Genomic DNA, 12,747 nt, shown 5'->3' on the forward strand with positions numbered 1-12,747 from the left:
CTATTTATCCTTTAAAGACTTTTTCCAAGGAAACCCCTCTTTGCTTGGCAACGGTATCGGCGCTTCTCAATTGCAACAAGGCATCGAAAGTTGCTTTTACCACGTTGTGTGGGTTGGATGATCCTTGGGATTTAGAAAGTACATCCTGTACTCCAACTGCTTCCAATACGGCTCTTACTGCTCCACCGGCAATTACCCCGGTACCATGGGATGCAGGCTTTATGAAAACCCTTGCTCCACCGTACTTCCCTTTTTGTTCGTGGGGAAGTGTTGCTTTGGTCAAAGGAATACGAACCAGGTTCTTCTTGGCATCCTCTATAGCTTTAGCGATGGCCGTTGCTACTTCTTTGGATTTTCCCAAACCATGTCCAACTACTCCGTTTTCATCACCAACAACGACTATTGCCGAAAAACCAAAGGCTCTACCACCCTTTGTTACCTTGGTAACCCTTTGTACTCCAACCAAACGGTCTTTCAAATCCAGTCCACCTGGCTTTACTGTCTCTACGTTTTTGTAATTCTGGTACATAGTTTCTTAGAATTTTAGTCCTGCTTCCCTAGCTCCTTCAGCCAATGATTTTATTCTTCCGTGATATAGGTTTCCTCCCCTATCAAAAGCAACGGCTTCCACACCAAGCTTAAGAGCTTTTTCAGCTATGGCCTTACCCACGTTGGCCGCAACTTCGGATTTCGAACCTTTGGAGTCGACATCCTTATCTCTGGATGAAGCCGCCGCCAAAGTTACACCTTTATTGTCGTCAATCAACTGGGTATATATTTCTTTATTGCTTCTGAACACAGACAACCTTGGTCTTGCTTCAGTTCCGAAGGATACTTTGCGTATTCTTCTTCGGATGCGTAATTTTCTTTCAGTCTTAGATAATCCCATAGTCTTAATTATTAAGCTGATTTACCTGCTTTTCTTCTTAATTGCTCACCTACAAACTTGACACCTTTTCCTTTGTAAGGTTCTGGCTTACGGAAGGATCTGATCTTGGCGGCCACTTGACCTACCAACTGCTTGTCGTGAGATGTTAGTTTTACAATTGGGTTTTTCCCTTTTTCGGAGATTGTCTCAATCTTCACTTCGGGAGCGATGTCCAGAACAATATTGTGAGAGAATCCGAGGGCCAAATCCAATTTTTGTCCTTGGTTGCTGGCTCTGTAACCAACACCTACAAGTTCCAATTCCTTGGTCCATCCATTGGTCACACCTTCTACCATATTATTGATAAGAGCGCGGTATAACCCATGCTTTGATTTGTGTTTATTGTCATCGGAAGGTCTTTCCAAAACAACACTTCCGTCCTCGACCTTTATGTCAATCCCTGAAAACTCTTGTGTAAGCTCTCCCAATTTACCTTTTATAGTAACCAAGGAATCCTTCACTTCCACAGTGACTCCCTCAGGAATATTTACTGGACTGTTACCTATTCTAGACATTTTTCTTCTCTTTTCTCAATTAATATACGTAGCACAATACCTCACCACCTACGTTCTCTTGCTGGGCTTGCTTGCTGGTCATAACTCCATGGGAGGTTGACACGATAGCGATTCCCAATCCGTTCAATACTCTAGGCAAATCGTTAGAGTTTGAATACTTTCGCAGACCGGGCTTACTTACCCTCTGCAATTTTTTAATGATAGGCTCCTTGGTAAATTTATCGTACTTAAGGGCGATTTTGATGTTCCCTTGTACTTTATCTTCCTCGAACTTATAGCTCAAAATATATCCTTGATCGAACAATATTTTGGTAATCTGTCTCTTTAGATTGGAAGCCGGGATATCTACAACCCTATGACCTGCCTTGTTGGCATTTCTCAATCTGGTCAAATAATCTGAAATTGGATCTGTAAGCATTTCTTTTCTTTATCTAAATTACCAACTTGCCTTTTTAACTCCAGGAATCAAACCTTTGTTGGCCATTTCCCTGAACATAACCCTTGATACACCAAAAGTTCTCATGTAACCACGAGGTCTACCTGTAAGTTTACAACGGTTCCTCATACGAACAGGAGAAGCATTCTTTGGCAACTTCTGCAAAGCCTCATAATCTCCCGCTTCTTTTAGAGCTTTTCTTTTCTCGGCGTATTTCTCTACCATTTTAGCCCTTTTTCTTTCGCGGGCTTTCATTGATTCCTTGGCCATACTAGTTCTTTTTAAAGGGTACTCCCAGTTCGGTTAACAATGATTTTGCTTCTTTATCAGTTTCAGCGGAAGTAACGAATGTAATATCCATTCCGTTGATTCTGTTGATTCTATCTATATTGATTTCTGGAAAGATGATTTGTTCGGTAACTCCTAAATTGTAGTTACCTCTACCGTCGAAACCTGTGGCTTTAACCCCTGAGAAATCACGTACCCTTGGAAGGGCACTGGTGATCAATCTATCCAAAAATTCGTACATGCGCTCTCCTCTAAGCGTCACTTTTGCTCCAATTGGCATACCCTTTCTCAATTTGAAAGTAGCAACGTCCTTCTTGGATAGTGTAGCGACCGCTTTTTGACCTGTAATGTTGGTCAACTCGTCCACAGCGTGATCGATTAGTTTTTTATCGGAAACAGCAGCACCTACTCCACGGCTAACCACTATTTTTTGCAACTTGGGAACTTGCATTACGTTTTGGTAACCAAATTCTTCCGTTAGCGCCTTGATCACGCGCTCTTTATATTCTTGCTTTAATCTTGGAATGTAACTCATGACTAAATTACTTCATTGGATTTTTTGGAAAACCTTACTTTCTTTCCATCCCTTACTTCGTATCCAACACGAGTTGCCTCGCCAGACTTTGGATCGATCAAGGAAAGATTGGAAATGTGTATCGGGGCTTCCTTTTTAGTTATGCCTCCTTGAGGGTTGTTCGCACTTGGCTTTTCGTGTTTGGACACCTCGTTGACGCCTTCCACGATAGCTTTGTTCTTTTCACGGTCTACTTGAAGTACTTTACCTTCGCTGCCTTTGTGGTCTCCCGCAATGACTTTTACCGTATCCCCTGTTTTTATTTTCAACTTCATCTCTCTGATATTTCTTTTATAGCACTTCAGGCGCCAATGAAACAATCTTCATGAATTGTCTGTCCCTCAACTCTCTGGCAACAGGACCAAATACACGAGTTCCTCTCATCTCCCCGGTTGGGTTCAACAACACACAAGCGTTGTCGTCGAAACGGATGTAAGAACCATCTGGTCTTCTCACTTCTTTCTTTGTCCTTACAACAACTGCTGTAGACACAGAACCTTTCTTTACAGTACCGTTTGGAGTAGCTTCTTTTACGGTAACAACGATTTTGTCACCCAAGGAAGCATATCTTCTCTTTGTTCCTCCTAGTACGCGGATGGTCAAAACTTCTTTTGCACCGGTATTGTCCGCAACTCTTAATCTTGATTCTTGCTGTACCATAATTATTTAGCTCTTTCTAGGATTTCTACCAACCTCCAGCATTTTGTTTTGCTCAATGGTCGTGTTTCCATTATTTTGACGGTATCACCTTCGTTGCAATCGTTCTTCTCGTCGTGGGCAACATATTTCTTGGTCTTGAGAACGAACTTCCCGTACATGGGGTGCTTCATTCTTTTTACCTCAGAAACCACTATCGATTTCTCCATTTTGTTGCTGGTAACAACGCCTATTCTTTCTTTTCTTAAATTTCTGTTTTCCATAAGGCAGAACCGATTATTGTAATTCCCTTTTAGTTAATTCAGTTGCAAGTCTTGCTACCGTCCTTCTAGTCTTTCTGATCTGTAAAGGATTTTCCAAAGGAGTAACAGCGTGTGCCATCTTAAGATCGGCGTGCTGCTTTTTGAACTCGGCCAAACGCTCCTTTAGCTCTTCAATTGAAAGTTCTTTTATTTCTGATTGTCTCATCTTTCTTCTCAATTAAAAATTAGGCGGAATAATCCCTTGCTACAACAAACTTGGTCTTTACCGGAAGTTTCTGTGCCGCAAGCCTCAAGGCTTCCTCTGCAATATCCTTTGGTACACCGGCAATCTCGAACATGATTCTACCTGGCTTCACTATGGCTACCCAATATTCCGGAGCACCTTTACCTTTACCCATACGAACCTCAAGAGGTTTTTTGGTAATGGGCTTGTCCGGGAATATTTTGATCCACAACTGACCTTGTCTCTTCATGTATCTTGTCGCAGCGATACGTGCAGCCTCTATCTGACGGGCAGTGATGAAGTGCGAATCCATGGACTTGATACCGAACATTCCATTGGAAAGTTGGTGCCCTCTCTGAGAGTTCCCCTTCATACGCCCTTTCTGGGCTTTACGAAATTTTGTTCTTTTTGGCTGTAACATTTTACCTTACTTTATCTTAATTACTTTCTACGACGGGATTTCTTGTTATCCTTGCCGCCTTTTCCTTGACTCTTGCTCAATCCTACCAATGGGGAAAGTTCTCTTTTACCATAAACTTCTCCTTTCATGATCCACACCTTTACACCCAACCTACCATAGGTAGTGTGAGCTTCGTGCAAGGCATAGTCCACATCCGCACGGAAAGTAGACAATGGAATCCTTCCTTCTTTGTAAGATTCGGAACGTGCCATTTCTGCACCGTTCAAACGTCCGGAAATCTGAATCTTGATACCTTCGGCATTCATACGCATTGCTGCTGCAATGGCCATTTTGATGGCTCTTCTGTATGAGATTCTGCTTTCAATCTGTCTTGCAACACTTGCAGCTACCAAATTTGCATCAAGCTCAGGTCTCTTAATTTCATGAATGTTGATTTGAACCTCTTTGTTGGTAATCTTCTTAAGCTCTTCCTTAAGTTTATCCACCTCTTGTCCACCTTTACCGATGATGATACCAGGTCTTGACGTGGTAATGGTAATAGTGATCAATTTTAGGGTTCTCTCTATAATTACCCTGGATACGCTAGCCTTGGCTAAACGCGCATAAAGGTACTTTCTGATTTTATCGTCTTCAGCCAGTTTATCGCCGTAATCATTTCCTCCGTACCAGTTGGATTCCCATCCTCTGATAATTCCTAAGCGATTTCCTATTGGATTGGTCTTCTGTCCCATATTCTAATTTCTAGCTTTCAACGTTGTTATTGGCCTCCAAGATCATGGTAACATGATTGGAACGCTTTCTGATTCTATGTGCCCTACCTTGTGGAGCTGGTCTCAATCTCTTCAACATAGTTCCTCCGTCCACACGGATTTCTTTGATATAAAGATCAGCAGCTTCGATATCGGCACCTTCATTTTTAGCTTCCCAGTTTGCAATTGCGGAAAGCAAAAGCTTTTCCAATTTTCTGGATGCTTCTTTAGGGTTGAACCTAAGGGTTGCCAATGCCATTTCAATTTGCTTACCTCTTACCAAGTCAGCGACCAAACGCATCTTTCTTGGAGAAGTTGGGCAATTGTTCAGCTTTGCAATAGCAAGTTGCTTTTTCTCTTCTTTTAACCTTTCGGCCATTTCTCTTTTACGAACTCCCATAGCTTACTTACTTTTTACCTTTGTTTTTAGCTCCTGCATGACCTCTAAAAGATCTTGTAGGTGAAAATTCCCCTAATTTGTGACCTACCATGTTTTCAGTAACAAAAACGGGAACAAATTGCCTTCCGTTGTGCACTGCGATGGTTTGCCCTACAAAGTCCGGAGTTATCATAGAGGCTCTAGACCACGTTTTGATAACTGATTTCTTACCTGATTCTATATTGGTCTGGACTTTCTTTTCCAGACTAAAATGAACGTATGGTCCTTTTTTTAACGAACGTGCCATTTACTTTTCTTTTATTTCTTTCTACGTTCTATGATATATCTATTGGTGTCCTTGGTCTTGGAACGGGTTCTGAATCCTTTTGCAGGAATACCGTTCTTAGATCTTGGATGACCTCCTGAAGCTCTACCTTCACCACCTCCCATTGGGTGATCGACAGGGTTCATCGCCACAGGTCTAGTCCTTGGTCTTCTACCCAACCATCTGCTTCTACCAGCTTTACCGGAAACAAGCAATTGGTGGTCAGAGTTGGAAACCGCGCCGATGGTAGCCAAACAAGTGGCCAACACCATTCTAGTTTCTCCAGAGGGCAATTTCAAGGTCACGAACTTACCATCTTTCGCCATCAATTGGGCAAAAGTTCCAGCACTACGCGCCATGATAGCTCCTTGACCAGGCCTCAATTCTATGCAAGATACAATAGTACCCAATGGCACCTCGCTCAAAGGAAGTGCGTTACCAATTTCTGGAGCGGAACCAGTACCGGACTGAATAGTCTGACCAACCTGCATTCCATTTTGGGCAACCACATATCTTTTCTCACCGTCCTTGTACTCTACCAAGGCGATAAATGCAGTTCTATTGGGATCGTACTGGATTGAAACCACAGTAGCCTCAACTCCTTGTTTGTCCCTTTTGAAATCGATGATTCGATATCTTCTTTTATGACCACCACCTCTGTGACGCATGGTCATTTTTCCTTGACTGTTCCTACCACCTGACTTTTTTAACGGAGCAAGCAAGCTTTTCTCCGGCTTATCAGTAGTAATCGCGTCAAATCCATTTACTACTCTAAAACGCTGCCCAGGGGTTATCGGTTTTAATTTTCTAACTGACATTTCTCGTCTTTATAGATTACTGTAAAAATCAATAATATCACCTTCAGCTACATCAACAATCGCTTTTTTCATTGCATTTGTTTTACCGTGCTGAATACCGGTTTTTGTATAACGACTCTTACGCGTTGGACCATAGTTCATGGTTCTTACCTTTTCAACAGATACACCATAAGTAGCCTCTACCGCTTCCTTGATTTCCAACTTGTTAGCAGTTGGGTTTACAAAGAATCCATAGCGATTGAAAAGCTCGCTGTCAGCGGTCATCTTCTCCGTAATTATCGGTTTTATCAACACACTCATGATACTTCTATTTCTTTAGGTTCGATTCAATTCCTTCCAAAGCGCTTTCAGTCAATACCAAACTTGTTGCATTAACAATTTTGTAAGTATTTAATTCTGAGCTAGTTACAACTTCGGAGCGTTCCAAATTACGCGACGACAAATATACGTTATTATTTGTATCGCCCAACACAATAAGGGACTTTTTATTTTCTATTCCCAAGGAAGACAAGAAATTAACGAAGTCTTTGGTCTTTGGAGCCTCAAAATTGATATCCTCTACAACCACCAAAGATTGCTCTTTGGACTTCAAGCTCAAGGCAGATTTTCTTGCCAATCGCTTCATGTTCTTGTTCAACTTTTGGGTGTAATCTTTTGGTCTTGGACCAAAGATTCTACCACCTCCTCTAAAAACAGGGGATTTGATACTACCGGCCCTTGCGGTACCAGTACCTTTTTGCTTCTTGATCTTTCTGGTACTACCAGCGATCTCAGCTCTTTCTTTGGCCTTGTGGGTACCTTGCCTTTGGTGGGCCAAGTACTGCTTAACATCCAAATAAATAGCGTGCTCGTTAGGCTCTATCGCGAAAACATCGTCTGAAAGCTCTACTTTCCTACCTGTTTCTTTTCCTTTGATATCTAAAACTGCTACCTTCATTATTGCCACCTTTGAATAGTTACATAAGAATTTTTGTGACCAGGTACACATCCTTTAACAACCAAAAGATTTTTCTCCGGAACCACTTTCAACACTCTCAAGTTTTGTACTGTAACTCTATCACCACCCATTCTACCGGCCATACGAAGACCTTTTACAACTTTGGATGGATAAGATGCAGCACCAATGGAACCAGGAGCTCTTAATCTGTTGTGCTGACCGTGTGTTGCTTGGCCAACTCCACCGAAACCATGGCGTTTTACAACTCCCTGGAATCCTTTACCTTTTGATGTACCTACTACATCAACAAATTCCCCTTCTTGAAAAAGGTCGACACCTACTGTATCTCCCAATTTGTAATCACCTTCAAATCCTTGGAATTCAACGACCTTCTTTTTAGGAGAAGTGCCTGCTTTTTTGTAGTGGCCTGTTTCAGCCTTGTTAGCACGCTTTTCTGCCTTGTCATCGAAACCTAGTTGAAGGGCTTTGTACCCGTCCACCTCTTCGGTTCTGACTTGGGTAACCACACATGGCCCAGCTTCCAATACGGTACATGGAACGTTCTTTCCATTCTCGTCGAAAATGCTGGTCATGCCGATTTTCTTACCTATTAACCCAGACATATTTAATTAATTAACAATTATTTACTTTTTAAAACTCTAGCCAATTGCTTGGCAAAAAAATTGGGTCAAGAAAACAATTCTGTTCTGACCCAGATTCTTTTCTTTCTCCGTTTTTCCCGAACCGTCGTCCAGGACATGTAATTCCTGCCTTGGGGCAGAAACTTTTATCAGACCTTGATCTCAACCTCTACACCACTTGGAAGTTCAAGCTTCATAAGGGCGTCGATGGTTTTTGATGAAGAGCTGTAAATATCCAACAATCTCTTGTAAGAGCTCAATTGAAACTGCTCTCTGGCTTTTTTGTTCACGTGTGGCGAACGCAAAACCGTAAATATTTTTTTGCGTGTTGGCAACGGGATAGGTCCAGTTACCACAGCTCCTGTTGTTTTTACTGTCTTCACGATCTTCTCAGCAGATTTGTCCACCAAATTGTGATCGTAAGATTTCAATTTTATTCTAATTTTTTGACTCATCTTGCTGAAAATTAAGCGGTTACTCCTTTAGCTGCTTTGATAACTTCCTCTGCAATGTTGGAAGGCGTCTCTGCATAGTGTGAAAATTCCATTGTTGATGTTGCTCTACCTGAAGACAAAGTCCTCAAGGAAGTAACATAACCGAACATCTCTGATAGTGGCACTTCCGCTTTTACAACTTTAGCACCCGCTCTATCTGACATATTGTTCACTTGACCTCTTCTACGGTTCAAGTCTCCAACAATATCCCCCATGTTTTCTTCTGGGGTAAGAACCTCCAACTTCATAATTGGCTCCATAATAATAGCTCTTGCTTTCTTAGCAGCCACTTTGTAACCAAGTTTTGCCGCAAGCTCGAAAGAAAGTTGATCAGAATCCACTGGGTGGAAGGAACCATCTTTTAGCGTAATTTTCATGGAATCCATTTCGAAACCAGCCAAAGGACCATTTTTCATAGCCTCTTTGAAACCTTTCTCAACAGACGGAACAAATTCCTTTGGAATATTACCACCCTTGATCACGTTTACAAACTCAAGTCCAGACTTACCTTCTTCGGCAGGCTCCATAGTAAATACGATATCCGCAAATTTACCACGACCACCAGTTTGCTTCTTATATGTTTCCCTATGATCGGCCGTTCCGGTAATAGCTTCTTTGTACTCCACCTGAGGTTGACCTTGGGTAACATCCACCTTAAACTCACGCTTAAGACGGTCACAGATAATATCCAAGTGAAGCTCCCCCATACCAGAAATAATGGTCTGACCAGATGCCTCATCTGTTTTTACTTGGAAAGTAGGATCCTCTTCAGCCAATTTTGCCAAAGCCATACCCAATTTATCCACATCCGCTTTTGTTTTAGGCTCAACAGCGATACCGATTACGGGATCGGGGAAGTCCATACTTTCAAGAACGATAGGTGCGTTCTCGGCAGACATGGTATCACCAGTCTTAATATCTTTAAACCCTACAGCTGCACCAATATCTCCCGCCTCGATGTAATCGATAGCATTTTGTTTATTGGAGTGCATCTGATAAATCCTTGAAATACGTTCTTTCTTACCTGAACGGTTGTTCAAAATATATGAACCTGCATCCAAACGACCCGAATACGCTCTAAAGAATGCCAAACGACCTACAAAAGGATCTGTTGCAATCTTAAAGGCAAGCGCAGCAAAAGGCTCTTTGGGATCTGGTTTTCTAGTGATCGATTCACCAGTAGCAGGATCAGTACCTACAATATCGTCCTTATCCAAAGGAGATGGCAAGTAACGACAAACAGCATCCAACAAAAATTGAACACCTTTGTTTTTAAAGGATGAACCACAGATCATTGGAATGATAGCTCTATCCATAACAGCAGCACGTAACGCGGCATGCACCTCTTCTTCCGTGATGGAATCCTCATCTTCGAAGAATTTTTCCATCAACTCCTCATCATATTCAGCAACAGCCTCGATTAAAGCAGCTCTATACTCTTTAACCTCGTCTTGCATCTCAGCAGGAATATCCACAACATCAAATGTAGAACCAAAGTTCTCATCGTGCCAAACAATAGCTCTGTTCTTGGCCAAATCCACAATACCTTTAAAGTCGGCCTCATCACCAATTGGCAAAACAATCGGCACAGCATTGGAACCCAACATTTCGCGAACCTGCTTACAAACAGCCAAGAAGTTGGAACCTTGACGGTCCATCTTGTTCACAAAACCAATTCTTGGAACTTTATAGTTATCGGCCAATCTCCAGTTGGTTTCGGATTGTGGCTCAACACCGTCAACGGCACTGAATAAGAACACCAATCCATCCAACACACGAAGTGAACGGTTTACCTCAACCGTAAAGTCAACGTGTCCGGGAGTGTCAATAATATTAAAGTGGTAATCTTTTGTGTCAGGCAATGCTTGCGCATTCTCCATTGGAAACTTCCAAGTACATGTTGTAGCCGCAGAGGTAATGGTAATACCACGCTCTTGCTCTTGCTCCATCCAGTCCATGGTCGCTGCACCATCGTGCACCTCTCCAATTTTGTGACTCACACCTGTATAGAAAAGAATACGTTCTGTAGTAGTTGTCTTTCCAGCATCAATGTGAGCTGCAATACCTATATTCCTTGTATATTTTAAATCTCTTCCCATTGTATTGATTAGAATCTAAAGTGTGAGAATGCTTTATTGGCTTCCGCCATTTTGTGTGTATCTACTCTTTTCTTCACTGCCGCCCCCTCTTCTTTAGCCGCTGCCAAAATCTCAGCTGCCAATTTTTGGGCCATGGATTTCTCGTTACGCTTTCTTGAAAAGCTGATCAACCACTTCATGGCAGTGGATATCTTTCTATCTGGACGAATCTGCATGGGAATCTGGAATGTTGCACCACCCACTCTTCTACTACGAACCTCTACGTGCGGCATAACATTGGAAAGCGCATCTTTCCACAACTCCAATCCTGTTTTTTCTTCGTCAGTGTTCTTTTCGTCTACGATCGCAATTGCATCATAAAAAATCTTGAATGCAACTGATTTTTTACCATCCCACATCATCATGTTCACGAAACGCGTAACAAGTTGATCATTAAACTTTGGATCCGGTAATAACGGTCTCTTTTTTGCCTGCTTTTTTCTCATCGCTTCTTCTTAAAGTTGTTTTACTTTTTTGGACGCTTTGCACCATACTTAGATCGTCGTTGCGTTCTATCCGCAACACCTGCGGTATCCAAAGCACCGCGAACGATATGATATCGCACACCAGGCAAATCCTTTACTCTCCCGCCTCTAACCAATACTATCGAGTGCTCTTGGAGGTTGTGACCTTCACCAGGGATGTATGCGTTCACTTCTTTACCATTGGTCAACCTTACCCTTGCAACTTTGCGCATTGCAGAGTTTGGTTTCTTAGGCGTAGTAGTGTAAACACGCGTACAAACCCCTCTTCTTTGAGGACACGAATCCAAAGCAGCCGATTTACTCTTCTTGGTAATTGTGGCCCTTCCTTTTCGTACTAATTGTGAAATTGTTGGCATTAAATTTCTTTTAAAAAACTAAATAACCCTCATTTTGAGGGCTGCAAATGTAGTGATAATTCCCAATAATTCAAATCCCAAGCAATTAAATTTAATCTGACCCTGAAAAAAGCTCAAAACACCTGACCATAAACATGGTTCAAAGCATAGAAATCCCAAACAATTTTCAAGGCTCTTCACATAAAAAATCCTCATGACCTCCAATACATATAGTAAGGAACTAAGACCTTACTATTGATTTGTTGACATTTCCATTAAAATATTTGACATTATAATCACTCTCCATTATAAATCATTTGTCCAGGCATCATTAAAAGCACACATAAGAGTCAAATCATAATTTTGAATAAATAAACTAAGGTTTTTCATACTTTTGCGGCCATGGAGAACGAGCAAAAAATCTATGGAATACGGGCAGTGATGGAAGCCCTCAATGCTGAACAGCCCATCAATAAAATATTTGTCCAAAAAGGACTTAAAGGTGAGCTTTTCAAGGAACTGGAATCCACAGTGCGTAAGAGTGGAATCAGTTTATCCTACGTCCCGATTGAAAAACTGAACCGCCTTACTCGAAACAATCATCAGGGTGTGGTTGCACAAATATCCCCGGTACAGTTCCATAATTTTGAAGAATTGGTGGAGCAAGTCCTATCCAAAGAGGAAGCCCCCTTTTTCTTGATGCTCGACGGGGTTTCCGATGTTCGAAACTTTGGCGCCATCATCCGAACTGCGGAATGTTGTGGAGTGCACGGAATCATAATTCCCAAAAACGGAGCTGCTCCCATTACAGATGACACTGTCAAAACCTCGGCAGGTGCTGCTTTCAATGTCCCTATTGCCAAAGTAGACCATTTAAAGGATGCCATTTTTTATCTTCAATCATCTGGGATTGTAGTTACAGGAGCTACTGAAAAAGCTGAAGACGATATTTACGGAGTTGATTTCAATCAGCCTACTGCCATCATCATGGGGTCAGAGGAAAAGGGCATCTCCCCCTCTACCCTGAACATCATTGACCACCAAGCCAAACTGCCGTTAATGGGAAAAATCGGTTCATTGAATGTTTCCGTGGCCTGTGGCGTTTTTCTTTACGAAGTGGTTCGGCAAAGAAACAAATAAC

At 42.0% G+C, this 12,747-nt stretch carries 23 protein-coding genes; 1 reads left to right on the forward strand and 22 read right to left on the reverse strand.

All coding sequences use genetic code 11. From position 1 onward, the window contains the following. Positions 1 to 4: 4 nt before the first annotated feature. The 22 genes from rpsE to rpsL all read right to left on the reverse strand — a co-directional run bounded on the left by rpsE (position 5) and on the right by rpsL (position 11,627). Positions 5 to 529: a 30S ribosomal protein S5 gene (gene rpsE / locus PY092_RS16745; RefSeq protein ID WP_275616955.1), complete on the reverse strand. Its 525-nt coding sequence runs from the start codon at positions 527 to 529 to the stop codon at positions 5 to 7. Between the two features lie 6 nt (positions 530 to 535). Further along, positions 536 to 889 (reverse strand): 50S ribosomal protein L18, encoded by a 354-nt coding sequence (gene rplR / locus PY092_RS16750; protein ID WP_275616956.1) that lies wholly within the window; start codon positions 887 to 889, stop codon positions 536 to 538. An 11-nt stretch (positions 890 to 900) separates the two neighbouring features. Then, positions 901 to 1,443, reverse strand: a complete 543-nt coding sequence (gene rplF / locus PY092_RS16755) for a 50S ribosomal protein L6 (protein WP_275616957.1) — start codon at positions 1,441 to 1,443, stop codon at positions 901 to 903. Positions 1,444 to 1,462: 19 nt separating this feature from the next. Continuing rightward, a complete protein-coding gene (gene rpsH, locus PY092_RS16760) occupies positions 1,463 to 1,861 on the reverse strand; it encodes a 30S ribosomal protein S8 (protein ID WP_127138695.1) in 399 nt (132 codons plus the stop codon). A gap of 18 nt (positions 1,862 to 1,879) precedes the next feature. Continuing rightward, positions 1,880 to 2,149: a 30S ribosomal protein S14 gene (gene rpsN / locus PY092_RS16765; RefSeq protein WP_207096771.1), complete on the reverse strand. Its 270-nt coding sequence runs from the start codon at positions 2,147 to 2,149 to the stop codon at positions 1,880 to 1,882. A gap of 1 nt (position 2,150) precedes the next feature. Continuing rightward, positions 2,151 to 2,702: a 50S ribosomal protein L5 gene (gene rplE / locus PY092_RS16770; protein ID WP_127138694.1), complete on the reverse strand. Its 552-nt coding sequence runs from the start codon at positions 2,700 to 2,702 to the stop codon at positions 2,151 to 2,153. Between the two features lie 2 nt (positions 2,703 to 2,704). After that, the gene (gene rplX / locus PY092_RS16775) at positions 2,705 to 3,016 is read right to left on the reverse strand and encodes a 50S ribosomal protein L24 (RefSeq protein ID WP_275616958.1); all 312 of its coding nucleotides are present in this window, start codon (positions 3,014 to 3,016) and stop codon (positions 2,705 to 2,707) included. 16 nt (positions 3,017 to 3,032) lie between these two features. Next, a complete protein-coding gene (rplN, locus tag PY092_RS16780) occupies positions 3,033 to 3,401 on the reverse strand; it encodes a 50S ribosomal protein L14 (protein ID WP_014032002.1) in 369 nt (122 codons plus the stop codon). A gap of 2 nt (positions 3,402 to 3,403) precedes the next feature. After that, positions 3,404 to 3,661 carry a 30S ribosomal protein S17 gene (gene rpsQ, locus PY092_RS16785; RefSeq protein ID WP_100816200.1) on the reverse strand — a complete coding sequence of 86 codons (258 nt, stop codon included), beginning with the start codon at positions 3,659 to 3,661 and terminating at the stop codon, positions 3,404 to 3,406. 13 nt (positions 3,662 to 3,674) lie between these two features. Continuing rightward, positions 3,675 to 3,866 carry a 50S ribosomal protein L29 gene (gene rpmC / locus PY092_RS16790; RefSeq protein ID WP_014032004.1) on the reverse strand — a complete coding sequence of 64 codons (192 nt, stop codon included), beginning with the start codon at positions 3,864 to 3,866 and terminating at the stop codon, positions 3,675 to 3,677. 19 nt (positions 3,867 to 3,885) lie between these two features. Beyond that, complete coding sequence (gene rplP / locus PY092_RS16795; protein WP_275616959.1) at positions 3,886 to 4,305, reverse strand: 50S ribosomal protein L16; 420 nt, start codon at positions 4,303 to 4,305, stop codon at positions 3,886 to 3,888. Positions 4,306 to 4,325: 20 nt separating this feature from the next. Beyond that, positions 4,326 to 5,036 (reverse strand): 30S ribosomal protein S3, encoded by a 711-nt coding sequence (rpsC, locus tag PY092_RS16800; protein WP_100816202.1) that lies wholly within the window; start codon positions 5,034 to 5,036, stop codon positions 4,326 to 4,328. Between the two features lie 10 nt (positions 5,037 to 5,046). Next, positions 5,047 to 5,454: a 50S ribosomal protein L22 gene (gene rplV / locus PY092_RS16805; RefSeq protein WP_127138691.1), complete on the reverse strand. Its 408-nt coding sequence runs from the start codon at positions 5,452 to 5,454 to the stop codon at positions 5,047 to 5,049. A 7-nt stretch (positions 5,455 to 5,461) separates the two neighbouring features. After that, positions 5,462 to 5,740: a 30S ribosomal protein S19 gene (gene rpsS / locus PY092_RS16810; protein ID WP_275616960.1), complete on the reverse strand. Its 279-nt coding sequence runs from the start codon at positions 5,738 to 5,740 to the stop codon at positions 5,462 to 5,464. Between the two features lie 11 nt (positions 5,741 to 5,751). Next, positions 5,752 to 6,576, reverse strand: coding sequence for a 50S ribosomal protein L2 (gene rplB / locus PY092_RS16815; RefSeq protein WP_275616961.1), 825 nt, complete (start codon positions 6,574 to 6,576; stop codon positions 5,752 to 5,754). Between the two features lie 9 nt (positions 6,577 to 6,585). Next, positions 6,586 to 6,876, reverse strand: coding sequence for a 50S ribosomal protein L23 (gene rplW / locus PY092_RS16820; protein WP_275616962.1), 291 nt, complete (start codon positions 6,874 to 6,876; stop codon positions 6,586 to 6,588). A 7-nt stretch (positions 6,877 to 6,883) separates the two neighbouring features. Beyond that, a complete protein-coding gene (gene rplD, locus PY092_RS16825; protein WP_275616963.1) occupies positions 6,884 to 7,513 on the reverse strand; it encodes a 50S ribosomal protein L4 in 630 nt (209 codons plus the stop codon). Then, positions 7,513 to 8,136, reverse strand: a complete 624-nt coding sequence (rplC, locus tag PY092_RS16830) for a 50S ribosomal protein L3 (protein WP_275616964.1) — start codon at positions 8,134 to 8,136, stop codon at positions 7,513 to 7,515. The genes rplD and rplC overlap by 1 nt, the downstream gene beginning before the upstream one ends. A gap of 167 nt (positions 8,137 to 8,303) precedes the next feature. Continuing rightward, on the reverse strand, positions 8,304 to 8,609 hold the full coding sequence (gene rpsJ / locus PY092_RS16835; protein WP_108246808.1) for a 30S ribosomal protein S10: 306 nt from the start codon (positions 8,607 to 8,609) through the stop codon (positions 8,304 to 8,306). An 11-nt stretch (positions 8,610 to 8,620) separates the two neighbouring features. After that, positions 8,621 to 10,747 (reverse strand): elongation factor G, encoded by a 2,127-nt coding sequence (fusA, locus tag PY092_RS16840; protein ID WP_275616965.1) that lies wholly within the window; start codon positions 10,745 to 10,747, stop codon positions 8,621 to 8,623. 8 nt (positions 10,748 to 10,755) lie between these two features. Beyond that, entirely contained in the window at positions 10,756 to 11,232 is a 477-nt protein-coding gene (rpsG, locus tag PY092_RS16845) for a 30S ribosomal protein S7 (RefSeq protein ID WP_127138686.1), read from the reverse strand. A 20-nt stretch (positions 11,233 to 11,252) separates the two neighbouring features. Further along, complete coding sequence (gene rpsL / locus PY092_RS16850; RefSeq protein ID WP_127138685.1) at positions 11,253 to 11,627, reverse strand: 30S ribosomal protein S12; 375 nt, start codon at positions 11,625 to 11,627, stop codon at positions 11,253 to 11,255. A 381-nt stretch (positions 11,628 to 12,008) separates the two neighbouring features. Here rpsL and rlmB point away from each other — a divergent pair, with 381 nt between their 5' ends. Then, positions 12,009 to 12,746: a 23S rRNA (guanosine(2251)-2'-O)-methyltransferase RlmB gene (gene rlmB / locus PY092_RS16855; protein WP_275616966.1), complete on the forward strand. Its 738-nt coding sequence runs from the start codon at positions 12,009 to 12,011 to the stop codon at positions 12,744 to 12,746. The last annotated feature ends 1 nt before the right edge of the window (position 12,747 follow it).

This window comes from Flagellimonas yonaguniensis (genome assembly GCF_029193885.1).
Lineage (GTDB): Bacteria > Bacteroidota > Bacteroidia > Flavobacteriales > Flavobacteriaceae > Flagellimonas > Flagellimonas yonaguniensis.